6 protein-coding genes are annotated in these 12746 nt (G+C 63.4%); 4 read left to right on the top strand and 2 right to left on the bottom strand.

Features of this window, described 5'->3' with window-relative positions:
- Positions 1 to 330: 330 nt before the first annotated feature.
- Complete coding sequence (locus MUN46_RS07525; protein WP_243377188.1) at positions 331 to 1842, bottom strand: flavocytochrome c; 1512 nt, start codon at positions 1840 to 1842, stop codon at positions 331 to 333.
- 415 nt (positions 1843 to 2257) lie between these two features.
- On the opposite strand from MUN46_RS07525, the gene MUN46_RS07520 reads away from it, so the two are divergent.
- The 3 genes from MUN46_RS07520 (at position 2258) to MUN46_RS07510 (ending at position 9347) form a co-directional block, all read left to right on the top strand.
- On the top strand, positions 2258 to 3271 hold the full coding sequence (locus tag MUN46_RS07520; RefSeq protein ID WP_243377189.1) for a LysR family transcriptional regulator: 1014 nt from the start codon (positions 2258 to 2260) through the stop codon (positions 3269 to 3271).
- A 178-nt stretch (positions 3272 to 3449) separates the two neighbouring features.
- On the top strand, positions 3450 to 8090 hold the full coding sequence (locus MUN46_RS07515) for an autotransporter outer membrane beta-barrel domain-containing protein (RefSeq protein WP_243377190.1): 4641 nt from the start codon (positions 3450 to 3452) through the stop codon (positions 8088 to 8090).
- 246 nt (positions 8091 to 8336) lie between these two features.
- Positions 8337 to 9347 (top strand): aldo/keto reductase, encoded by a 1011-nt coding sequence (locus MUN46_RS07510; protein ID WP_243377191.1) that lies wholly within the window; start codon positions 8337 to 8339, stop codon positions 9345 to 9347.
- Positions 9348 to 9421: 74 nt separating this feature from the next.
- Here the strand turns inward: MUN46_RS07510 and MUN46_RS07505 are convergent, their stop codons facing one another.
- Positions 9422 to 10522, bottom strand: a complete 1101-nt coding sequence (locus MUN46_RS07505) for an alpha/beta hydrolase (RefSeq protein ID WP_243377192.1) — start codon at positions 10520 to 10522, stop codon at positions 9422 to 9424.
- Between the two features lie 446 nt (positions 10523 to 10968).
- Between MUN46_RS07505 and MUN46_RS07500 the strand changes: the two genes are divergently transcribed.
- Positions 10969 to 12729 carry a flavocytochrome c gene (locus tag MUN46_RS07500; protein ID WP_243377193.1) on the top strand — a complete coding sequence of 587 codons (1761 nt, stop codon included), beginning with the start codon at positions 10969 to 10971 and terminating at the stop codon, positions 12727 to 12729.
- The last annotated feature ends 17 nt before the right edge of the window (positions 12730 to 12746 follow it).

Raw genomic sequence — 12746 nt, 5'->3', positions numbered from 1 at the left:
CTACAAGTGCATCGGCAGGAATGGTTATGGGAATCAGGTTGTGGCGGCAGATGAAATTCGACGCTCGCCGCCGCAATAATGGGTGCGCGCAAGTGTTGATCATGCGCGCACTGGTGCGGCGGCTCGATGCTGATTCTTCGATTTGAGCTTTTTAATTGAGATTTTTAAAGTTGGGGCATGCTTGCGCATGCCCCGTTAGGGAAACTACGCCTCAACAGTTTGGGCTGACCACGTATTCATTTTGATTCATCTCTCATTTGAATGGATTGCACCTCGCGGACTGGGAGAGGCTCCCTCACCTCGGTCCCAGTCCCGGGCGACAAGCAGGCCTCAGGCCCTGGCAGCCGATTTTCCGACGGAGCGCCCCATCACCAGGCAGTCGAGGGTGGCGCAGGAGCCAAGACGCACGGCGCCGTGGACGCCGCCGGTCGATTCGCCCGCGGCCCAGAGCCCGGGGATCGGCTTCGAGGTCTTGATGTCCACCACCCGGCCGTCTGGGGTCGTCACAAGGCCGCCCATGCAGTGGTGCACCTTCGGAATGCACTCGCAGATGTACCAGGGCGCGGTCCCGAGGGGCTTGAACTCCTTGTTCATGTAGCGGCCGAAGTGCTCGTCCTTGCCGGTCTTGACGGATTCATTCACTTCGGCGATGCTCTTTTTCAGATTCGGGAGCTTCACGGCGGCGATCAGCTCGTCGAGCGTGTTGTACTTGTCGATCACCTTGCGGTCGAGCAGGCGCTGCATGCAGTTCTTGTGCATGGCGTCGACCTTGGCCGCACCATTGGCGTCAATGATGGCGTAGGCCTTCATGCCCTGCTGGTGAAGGGCGAAAATGGCGTCGGCGCGGACCTTGCGGTTGGCCAGCTCGTTCACGAACCGGTCGCCCTTCGAATTCACCCAGAGGCCGAACTCCGCCCCGCCCGTCTGGTTGAAGACCACGCCGAGCCCCATGCCTTTTTCCCTCGGGTTGCACCAGGGGCCGCACTGAATCCAGTCCTGCTGAATCTGGGCGCAGCCGATCGCCGCGGTCTCGCGCCACATTTCGCTTGTGGCTCCCGGCTGATTGGTCGTCTGGAACTGCCCGGTGAGCCTCGGGTCGTACATGGAGCGGAACTCCACGTCAGCGCCGAATCCGCCGTAGCAGAGGATGACCCCCTTCTTCGCGCGGAGGTTGTAGGCCGTGCCGCTCTTCGCGTCCGGGAACCTGTAGTTTTTGCGCACCCTCACGCCTTCCACGGCCCCCGTCTCCGGGTTTCTGAAAATGTGCTCGACGTAGCTGCGCAGCCTGATCGGCACGTTGAGTTCCTTCAACTTCTTCAGTTCCTGCTGCACGATGCCGGAGCCGGACCCGTTCTTCGTGCAGACATAGCGCGGCACGGAGTGCCCGCCCTCCTGGCCGATCGCGTCCGGGTTGAACTCCACATGCAGGGTGTTGATGCACCACCAGTAATTGTCCAGGGCCCTCTCTGCGATGTAGCGGACCTTGTCCGGGTAGTTCAGGTAAGAGCCGGCCCGAAGCATATCCTGCATCAGCAGCTCCGGAGAGTCCTTGATGCCGTGCTTTTTCTGCTGCGGGCAGCCCGGGGCGGAAAGAATGCCGCCGTTGATGATGGAGTTGCCGCCAGGGGTGCGCATTTTCTCCAGAACAACCGCTTCGGCGCCGGCCGACTTCGCCTCAATGGCCGCCGCGAGTCCCGCAAAGCCCGAGCCAATGATCACGACATCGGTGGTCTCATCCCATTTCACCGCACCTGCGGCCTGAGGGGCCGCGGAGGCCGCAAACGGGACGGCTGCCGCTCCGGCAAGTGAACCGATCAAAAGCTGACGACGTGAAGTCTGCATTTCACTCTCCTCATCATGTTTTGCAATGGCCTATTCAAGCGCGCGGCCCTCTGAAGACGAACCGCGGCGGGCATAGCCCGAAGGAATTAGCCAGGTCATCCTTCCTGATTAAATGTAGGTTCAGACTCCGTGAATCGACACCCGGATTTCGACAAGTACTTTTCGATTTTGGAAAATTAAATTCAATCTATTGTATTTGTAGAATAAATTTTTGCAGCGTCAGGCGCCGCCCCTTTCTGAAGATTAAAGAAAAACTTTAAGAAAAATGTTTAATTGATCTGTTTTTAAATGCTATTTTTTTACACTTAAAGCGAGGAGCGCCAAAATTTGAAAAAACGGGAGGTTCATACATAATAAATAAGTAATGGATTCCTACAAATAGATCTCATAGAGCATCGCAAGGGCGCACACTGAAATGGACAGACTGCTCAACCTGCAGGCCTGGGAAGTGTTTTTTTCGCTGCTTCGGACCGGAAGCATTTCCGCGACGGCAATCGAAATGAACATCTCCTGCTCCGCGGTGTCAAAGCTGGTCCAGTCTTTGGAAAAAAGCCTGGGCTGCCAGCTCTTCGACCGGTCGAGGCGCCCCTTCCTGCCGACGCCGCGGGCCCTGGAGCTCGAGTCCAGCGTGAGCCCCATCGTGGCCTCGCTTAAAAGCGCCATTGAGACCTGCACGGAGGGCCCTCGCAAGATCATGCTGCGGATCGCCGCGCCGCCCGACCTGGTCGTCGACTTCCTTTCCATGCAGATCATGCGCTACTGCCTCAGCCACGAGAACCTCAGCGTGGAGCTGAGCATCAGCCCGAAGCTCGAGGACGTCCTCGAAGGCAGCGTCGACGCAGCCCTGCTGCAGCGCCCCGTGAGCAGCGCGGGGCTGGTGGTGCGGCCCTGCATCACCTGCAGCTGCTACCCCCTCGCCTCGCCCGCCTACCTGAAGAAAAACGGCACCCCGCAGACGCTCGACGACCTGAAGCAGCACACCGGGCTGCTGCTGCGATGGAACGGGGAGCCTCCCACGCAGTTCCTTTACAACAGGGACGGGGTGCCTTCCAAAATGCTCTCTTGGAACCGGGCCTTCGTCGCCGACAACCAGGTCACTCTGCGCAGCTGGGCCATCGCCGGCTGCGGCATCACGCTTGATCTGGCGGCCTCGCACGTAATCGAGGAGCTCAAAGCCGGACAGCTTGTGCCCGTGCTCAAGCAGTGGCACCGGCAGAACTGGGAGCTTTGCGTCGTGACGCGCGCGGACCGTGAAAAGGCCTCCCAGGAACTTAAGAATTTCGCAACCTGGTGGGCCTCCAAGGAAGGCCTCGACTCCATGTCACGGGTCGTGGCGGGGACCGCCTTTGTCAAAAAAATCATGAAAGAGGCAGGCGAGAGTCTGTTCGACGACCCGCGGGGCGCCCGGCCCGGAGACGCCGCGGCCTGAAACAGACCGCAGCAAAAAAGCACGGGCTGGTTAAAAAATGTTAAATTCGTCACCGTGTTTTTTAAGTAAATAAAAAGATCCGGCGATTTCCCGCCTCCCGACCCCCTGACCCTTCGACAGCATCAGGCCGTCCGAACCGCCGGCCCGCTCTTCTATGCCTGTCGCTTAACGCCTCATCATGAAAAAGAACTTGTCAAAGCTGCGGCTTCGCACCCTGCCGCGGGCCGTGCTCTGCGCCGCCCTGTCCCTGTCCGCCGTCCCGCCAGCCCTAGGCCAGGACATCTATTCAACGGGTGACTCCGCTGACTGGGCCTCCCAGATCCACGAAGTCACGGTCACGGGCGAAGCGATCGAGATTGGTGAGGCAAGCGCCTGGAACAAAGGCGTCTTCCACATCGGCACAGAAGACACCCGGTCCGTCTCCATCAATAAGCTGGGGCTTTCCGAGAGCAGCGCCGACATCACGGGCTCGAGCATTTCCATCGCTCAGGTCACGGGCAGCTGGGCCTCCTCGATCACTGCGAAGGCCGGCAGCGGGATCACGCTGGGCAGCAGCTCGGCCACGAGCGGCCAGCAGCTCGTCGCGGGCGGCAGCAGCTCCGCGATCAGCCTCACTTCGGGCGGCGCTCTTGACTCCTTCATGTCCTTCAGCGCCCAGAACGGCAGCGCGGAGAGCCCTGCGCAGCTCACGCTCAGCGCCGACGGCGACATCACCCAGACTCTGGGGCAGTCGTCCGGATCCGATGGCTTTTCCGCCATCCAGTCGGGCTCGATCGAAGCCACTTCCGAAAACGGGAGCATCCGCACGAACCGCGGCATTCTCGCCGCGAACAGCGCCTCCGTGACGCTTTTCGCCCGCAGCGGGGAGGTGGATCTCTCGAGCGGCAGCATCGCGATTGTCGGCGGGAACCCCGTCCAGAGCTCCTCCGTCACGGTCGAAGCCCGCTCGCTCAGCCTCGAAAACGGCTCGGTCACGGTGAACGCCTCCCTGGGCAGTTACTGGTCTCCGGTCAAACCCGACAAAAAAACGGCCTTCACCTTCAAGGGCGGCAGCTTCAGCGCGCAGACCGTCTTCGGAGTGGGCTCCACCGTCACCATTGACGCCTCCGACTCCGTGACGCTTAACGAGCCCGCCGGATACAGCAAGGCGGTCTACGGACTGGACTCCGATCTCAGCATCGGCAGCGACACGGCTGCGGTCATCATCAACGGCAGCATCGCCACCCACTCGGCCGACGGCGTCACTTCCACCACTCAAATTAAGGGCGCGTCCATCGGCATCGACGCCAGGGCCGGCAGCAAGGCGCTCATGATCGCGGTCCAGGGGTCGGGCAGCAAGCTTGAAATCGGCGGGAAAGACACCGAAGTGAGCCTCGCCGGCCGCATTTACGGCGACTCGGGGACGATCCTCATCGACGGGAAGACCATCACCGCCGAGCACGGCGCAGAAGGCACCTGGCAGGCGCCTGAAGCCGTGCGCGTGATGCAGGGCGGACACGTGTCGATCGGACACGACACGACCGAGACAGTGAGTCTCTCGGGTCAGCTGCTCACCTCCGGCAGCAGCTGGGAGGGCAAGGCCTCCGCGCTGGAAGTGAGCGGGCAGAGGATCACCGTGAGCCGGACCACCCCGGAGAATTCTTCTTTCCAGGATCCCACCGTCGCCTCCACCCTCTCCGACACGGTGCGGCTGGGGAACCTCTCTTCAGAGGCCGAAACCCAGTCGCTCAGCATTGAAGGCGAGGTCAAGGCCTACGGCGGCTCGATCGCGCTCTACGGTGACGAGATCACGGTGAACGGCGCGGCCGACAGGACGCTGGGCGCGTACTCGCGCCTCAGCCTTGCTGCTCCTTCCGGACACATCACGGCCGGCGACAGCCGGACCTCCTCCATCACGCTCAACGGCTCGGTCATCGGCTCGGCCGGCAGGATCGAGGTCTACGGCGGCTCAATCCGGATTCTCGCCGACAAGAGCGAAACCGCCCTGATGGCGGGCGGCGGCAGCGGCTCCTTCTCGGGCGACATCACCGTCGGCGACACGGATTCCACCCGCTCGATCCAGATCGAAGGCGAAGTGGTCGCCGCAAGCCGCCCCGTGACGCTTCGCTCCGGGGGCACGATCAGCATCAGCTCGGACACTGACTACGCCGTTGAAACCCTCTCGGGCAGCGCCTCGATCGGGACCGATGAGACGGGCAGCGTCACCATCGACCAGGCGGTGATCGCCCGGGGCGCAGCCCTCGAAATCAGGGGCGGGGACATTTCGCTGTCCACCGAAAAGCAGCCCTGGGCGGCCGCCGCGGGCGGCGCGGCCGTGCAGCTGGGGTCGGATGCCACCGGCTCGCTGCAGGTCAAGAGCGGCCTTCTGGCCGACGGCAGCACGGTGAGCGCCCTGGGCCGCTCGATCCAGATCAAGGCCGCGTCGTCGGGCGGCACCGCCGGCCAGAGCAACGGCTCCACGCTCACCATCGGCGATGAAAGCACCGAAAGCGCCACCGTTTCGGGAAGCCTTCAGACCTACGGCGGCAGCCTTGAGGTTCAGGGCGCGGCCATCACCCTCAGCGCAGACGGCGCGGACCAGGCCCTGCTCGCGCGCGGCGGCGCGATCAACGCGGGCACCGAGGGCGCGGGCACCAGCCTCAGCGTCACAGGCCATGTGCTCGCCCTGGGCGCCCCCATCAGGCTCGGCTCGGCGCAGCGCGCCCTCACCACAGTCTCGGGAGAGCTTGAGGCCCGGGGCGGCGCCATCTCGGTGCAGGGCGGAACCATCGCGCTGGCCGCCAGCGGCGAAGACTACGCCGCCTACACGAACGGCTCGGCCATCGACATCGGCACCGACGGGGCGAAGCAGATCACGATCGAAGGCGAGGCCCGCGCTGAAAACGGCGCCCTTCGAATCGGCTCGGAGAAGACCGGCTCGGCCGCCGTGACGGGGCAGGCCCACGCCCTGGGCTCCGACATCACGATTGAGGCCGCAGCCGTATCGCTCACCGCCTCGGGCAGCGAGCCCGCGGGGCTGGCTGAAAACGGCAGCGCCCTGAGAGCAGGCGTCGAAAGCGCCGGACTAGTTTCGATTGCAGGGACGGCCCTCGCCCGGACCGGAGGCCTCATTGAGATCGGCGGCGAAGCCTCCGGCGCGCAGGTCACAGGCAGCCTCGAGGCCGAAACGGGCGGCTCGGTCAACGCGCACTTCAACACCGAGGGGTCGCTGCTTTCCGGCTCCATCCTCTCGCAGGGCGAAGGCTCCAAGGTGACCGCAGAATTCCACGGCGGAAAGCTCGAGGGCAGCGTCCAGGCCCTGGACTCCGGCACTGTGAACCTCGACTTCAGGGGCAGCAGCGCCCTGCTCGAAGGCTCGCTCGAAGCGCACCGAAACGGGACGCTTCAGGCCTCCTTTGCCGAGGGCGCGGTCTTCACGGGCCGCGCGGCCACGACCTACAGCAGCACCGCCTCGAACCTCTCCTTCACGTCGGGGGCCCGCTGGAACGTGACCGGGGACAGCAACGTGACCACGCTCACCGTTGACGACAACGCCGCGGTCAGCCTCAGGGGCGCGGCCACGACTCTCACGGTCGACCAGGCCCAGCGGGGTTCGGGCGCGCTCTTCGCCCTGGACCTCGATCCCTCCAACCGCAACCGCCGCGCGCCCTCGGCCCAAAGCGACTACCTCTACTTCAACGGCAGCACGGAAGGAGTCCAGAGGGTCGACTTCGACACGGCGAACCTCAGGACGCTCGGGGAGGGCGACAAGCTTTACTTCGCCTCGACCGCCGACAGCGGCCTGAGCTTCGTCTCGGAGCGAAACCTCACGAACCTCACCCGCGAGGGCGCGCTCTACGACTACAGTTATGCCCTGGGCAGCGAGAGCTCCGGGCAGGGCCGCGACTGGTTCCTGCAGATGACGGGCCGCAGGGACAACGGCAGCGCCGGGATCCTCGAGGGCTACGGCGTGGCGGGCTGCCTGCTCGGTTCGGAAATGGACCGCCTCAACAAGCGCGAGGGCGAGGCGGCGAGAAGCCCCGAAGGAGAGTCCGGGCTTTGGGTCCGCACCCGCTACAGCCGGGCCACCGTCTCGGGGGTGAGAAACAAATACGGCCTGCTGCAGATCGGAGCCGACGTGGAGCGCGCCACCCAAAACGGCCGGGCCACGCTGGGCTTTGCCTTTGACTACACGGACGACAGCCTCGCCTTCAGGCGCGGCAGCGGCCACGCCTACCGCTACGGCGTGTCCTTCTACGACACCTGGCGCACGGCCTCCGGCTGGTACACCGACGCGGTCCTGCGCGTCGGCGTGATCTCGAACAAGATGAAGGGCGCCTCCGAAGACGGCCAGTCCCTCGCCACGCGCTTCCACAACTCTTTCGGCAGCGCGAGCCTCGAGGCGGGCCGCAGGCTGGAGCTCCAGGGCGGCTTCTTCCTTGAGCCGCAGGCGCAGTTCCAGGTCTCCGTGATCGACGGCGCCTCCTACACGACCCGCAGCGGCGTGAAGGGCGACGAGGACAGCGTGGTGAGCGCCGCGGGCCGGGTGGGTTTCCGCGCAGGCCGCAGCCTCGGCGCGAACCGGTCGGGCTCCCTTTACCTCAAGGCCGACGCGCTGCATGAGTTCGCAGGCGACCGGGCCGTGCGCGCGACGAGCGCGGACGGGCTGGAATCGATCCGGCGCTCGAGCGACGGCAGCGCCACCTGGTACGACGCGGGCCTCGGCGCGAACGTGAACCTCGGCAGGCGCACCTTCCTCTGGGCTGACGCGGAGGGGATTTTCGGCGGCGGCTACGGCAGCGCCTGGCAGGTGAACGCGGGCGTGCGCTGGAAGTTCTGACGAAAGACTCCTGAGGCACGCAGCCGGCGGGAGGGCGCCTTGTGCCCCCTCCCGCTTCACGCCGCCCGCCGTGCGCCCGTCCTTTCAGGCAGCGGAAAAAACAAAAAATACGTCCTTTCAGGCAATCGGAAAGCCTCCGGCTGCGCCTAGACTCATCCCTGGACTGACTTTTTCCCTCTTTTTTCAGCATCCCCGGAAACCGCTCGGATTTTTTCCAACCCGGGGCTCCCTTTAGGAGGCTTTCCCTTGAAATACACCGAACTCGGCTCCACCGGCATCACCGTGAGCCGCATCTGCGCGGGCTGCATGAGCTACGGCGCTCCGAACCCCGGATTCCATCTCTGGACGCTCGATCAGGACCAGACCGAGGCCATGGTCAAGTGCGCGCTTGATCTCGGGGTGAACTTCTTCGACACCGCCAACATCTACTCCTTCGGCACAAGCGAGGAATTCCTTGGGCGCAGCCTGAAGCACCTCGGGGTGAACCGGCACGACGTCGTGCTCGCCTCCAAGGTCTACTTCAATCCCGGCTTCCTCTCGAAAGAGGCGATACACCGGGAAATAGACCTCACGCTCAGGCGCCTGGGCACAGACTATCTCGATCTCTACCAGATTCACCGCTTCGACTACCTGCACCCGATTGAGGAGACGATGGAGGCCCTCGACTCCCTCGTGAGGGAGGGCAAGGTGCGGGCGATCGGCGCCTCGGCCATGTACGGCTATCAGTTCCACAACATGCAGGCCTGCGCCGAGCTGCACGGCTGGACGAAGTTTTCCACCCTGCAGAACCACTACAACCTGCTCTACCGCGAGGACGAAAGGGAGCTGATCCCGGTGGCAGAGCAGTACGGCGTGAGCCGCATCCCCTACTCGCCGCTCGCAGGCGGACACCTCACGCATCCCGGATGGGAAAGCGGCTCAAAGCGAAGCAAGACCGACAGGACCCTCAGGGCGAAGTACGACCGCGCAAGGGAAAACGACCTGCAGATCATCGCCCGGGTGGAGGAAACCGCCCGCCGGCTCGGCGTCTCCATGACGCAGACGGCGCTGGCCTGGCAGTTCGCGCGGGGCGTGGCCGCCCCGATTGTCGGCGCGACCAGCCCCGTGCACTTCAGGGACGCGGTGAAGTCGGTGGATCTGACGCTGTCGGAAGAAGACGTGAAGTTCCTCGAGGAACCCTACCTGGCCCACGAGCTCGTGGGGGCGTTCACCCGAGAGCAGCAGCTGCAGGAAGCGAAGCGCTACGGCATTAATTGAATAAAGAGTGCCGGGGGGCGCAGGCGCCGGAAGTACCGCAGCCGCACGACTCCGGTGCTCCGCGCCCCGGGCTTTCAGCGGTCCAGCCCCTTGCTGCGAAGCCACTCCTCAATCAGCCCCGCTATCTGCACGTTGTTTTTCTCGGTCATGAGGAAGTGGGAGTTCCCGCGGATGCCGATCTCAGGCAGGTGAATCACGCGGGCGTCTCCGCCGTGCCGGTTCACTGCGGCAGCGAACTGCCTGGCCATTTCGAGCTCCGTGCGCCACTTGTCCGGGCCCACCGCCGCGACGGGCTTCTCGGCGATGTTGTCGCCGTAAACCAAAAGGATCGGGAAGCGGGTGAGCTTCAGGAACTTCTCCATCGGAACGCCGAGCGCCGTGGCGGAAAGGGGCTCGAAAACCGCCTTCACAGGCCGCGGCATCTCAGTGTCCGGGAAGACGAAAGGCGTGCCGCCCGGCTCCAGGGCCACGATGGCGCGCACCTTATTCGTGTAAAAAGGCGTGCGCCAGGCAATCGTGCCGCCCATCGAGTGCGCCATCAGGACCGCGGGCCCGATGCGCTCGAAAAGCTGCCCCAGAACCTTTGCGTTGAGCTCATTGTCCAGCGGGCCCGAATAAGGGTTCCAGGACCTCTGGAACGCATCGACCGCCGCGGCTCCCCCGGGAAACTGCGAGCCCTTGAAGAACCCGTTCCCATCTCCTAGGCGGCACAGCCTGAAAAAGGTCTGGTCGGCGAACAGCGGGTTTCCCGCCCAGGCGTTGCCTCCTTCGTCCTTTCGGGTCGAGAGCCCGGCCTCGCCCATATGAGGCTGGTCCACGAGGTAGACCGAATAGCGCTTCCGGAGGAAGATGTTCTGGAAGCCCTCGCGGCCGTCAGGCGTGCTCTCCCAGGTCCGCTTGGTCTGAGCTCCGCCGTGCTGGAACACGATGGGAAGGCGGCGGGCGCCGGAAGGAATCTGATAGAACACATAGCCGTGGTCGCCGTAGGCCGTCTGCCCCTCGGGCGAGAGGAAGTTTTTCTCGGAAAATGTCCCGGCGTGGCGCAGCGTCGAGCCGCCCACCGTGAAGCTGCCCTGGCCCTGAAGGACAATAGGCCCGGCGGCCAGGGCCGAGGCGGCCATGACGGACGCGGCCGCGGCGGAAAGCAGGCGAAGCAAAGCCGTTCTTTTTGCCATTTTTTCTCCTTGCCGCAGAGCATCCCCGGCCGCGGCGGTGCTCTGCAATCGGGAGAAATCATAGGAAAAAGGAACGGTCGGAGTTTGCCGGAGAGGCTGGGCCTTTTGCCTGATCCTGCAGGGCTGTTCGGGCCCGCCAGACTGACCTTCACGCGCATTACCCGAAATTCAAGGAAAACGCACAGGCCGTGATAGACGCCAACTGGGCGGTAAATGCCACACGGATCCTGATGCAGGCCCCTAAGGGAGAGACTTCCCAGGCCTGGCCTCCCAAAGCGCCGGCTGCCCATAAGAAAGGACTCTGTCTGTAAACTTCAAAGGAAGTTTCCCTGCTTTAGCTTGGACGCTCCATTAGTTTGATCAAATCGTCAAAAGGTTCAACTGGAGCAACAAAGCATCTTCATGCCTCTCCCCTAAGATTTTAGGGCTTTGTTAGGAGAGAGACTATGAATCAGAAACTGCTCATTATCGCTGCTGCAGTCCTAGCCGCCGGGACGGCGAGCGCAGCCGCGCCGAACTCTGTCTATTCGGTGACCGTACCTGGGCACAACGGTCCGATGACCGTGGACACTCACGTCGAAAACGGGAAAATCACAGACATCATCACTCGAGACCTGGAGTCGCCCGGCATCGGAAAGATCGCAATCAGCAAGCTGCATGATGAGATTGTTTTCCAGCAAAACATCCCGGTCGAGGCGATCTCGGGCGCGACCATCACCTGTGCCGCTTATCTGGATGCGGTCGGGCAGACCATCAAAATGGCGGGAGTTGACCCGGCCAAGTATCACCATCCGAAAAAGGCTGCTCCCCTTAAAGACAGTTACCGCTCTGATGTAGTCATCGTGGGCGGGGGCGGAGCCGGACTCGCCGCCGCGGCCGCTGCCATCGAAGCTGGCGCGCGGGTGATCATCGTGGAAAAGCTGGGCATGCTGGGAGGAAGCTCCGCCGTCTCCGGCGGCTCCCTGAACGCCGTAGACCCGGCGCGGCAGAAGTTACAGGGCATTCCTGACAGCGTCGAGCGTCACTACAACGATACAATGCGCGGCGGCCACAACAAGAACAACCCACTTCTCGCCCGCTATCTCGTTGAAAACGCCCTGCCGACACTGCGCTGGCTTGAGGACAAGGGCGTGATGTTCCAGCCTAAGGTGCACATGATCGTGGGCGGGCTCTACCCTCGCGGCCACAGCGTCATCGGCCGCGGCTCGGGCTACATTTCAGCCTTTGAGCGCTTCATTGCCGCCTATCCGGACCGCGTGCAGGTCTTCACCAACACGAAGGCGGTGAGCCTCGTCAAGGACAAAAACGGACGCGTGACCGGCGTCTCCTGCACCCATAAGGGCAAACCCGTCACTTTCAGCGCTGACCGCGGCGTCATCATCACGACGGGCGGCTTCGCGGCCAATATCCAGATGCGCATGAAGTACAACACCGGCGACTGGAAGGACGTGAAGCTCGATGGAAACATCGGGACTACCAACCGCTCCAACGCGAGTCTGGGCGAAGGCCTTGCGCTCGGCACGGGCGCAGGGGCCGGCCTTGTCGACATGAATGAAATTCAGCTTCACCCGGGCGGAGCCCCCGGCACGGGGATTATGTCGAGCTGGCCCTCAGGGAGCAACCGCATTTTCGTCAACAAGCAGGGCTCACGCTTTGTGAGAGAAAACGCTCCCCGCGATGTTCTCTGCCGCGCCATTCTCAAGCAGCCTGGAAGCACGTATTTTGTGGTGCTCAACCATCTGCGCTTCCCCACACTTGAAACCCGAGCGGGCGACACCACGCTGCGCGACCAAATCAAACTGGGCCAGGCCTATGAAGGAAAGACGCTGGAGGAACTCGCTAAAAAGATCGGGGCGGATCCCGCAAAGCTCCAGGCCTCGGTGGACGAGTACAACGCGGTCGTGACGCACAAGAAGGCCGCCGACCAGTTTGGCTTCAAGGGGCAGGGCCCGAGCGACAAGCCGCTTCTTGACGGCCCGTGGTACGCGACAAGGCTCGTGCCGGCAGTCCACCATACCATGGGCGGTCTGCGGATCAACGTGAACTCCCAGGTGCTCACTCCCGAAGGCAGACCGATCCCCGGACTTTACGCCGCGGGCGAGGTGGCTGGCGGCGTTCATGGCGCTAACCGCGTGGGCGGCAACGGGATTCTCGACGCCATGGTGTTCGGACGCCATGCCGGAACAATGGCGGCCCAGAACAAGTAAGTCAGCAGCAGCTTGCG

The sequence above is a fragment of the Mesosutterella faecium genome (assembly GCF_022809315.2).
Classification (GTDB): domain Bacteria; phylum Pseudomonadota; class Gammaproteobacteria; order Burkholderiales; family Burkholderiaceae_F; genus Mesosutterella; species Mesosutterella faecium.
The sequence above is the reverse complement of the archived record's forward strand: the minus strand, read 5'-3'. Positions and strand labels throughout refer to the sequence as shown.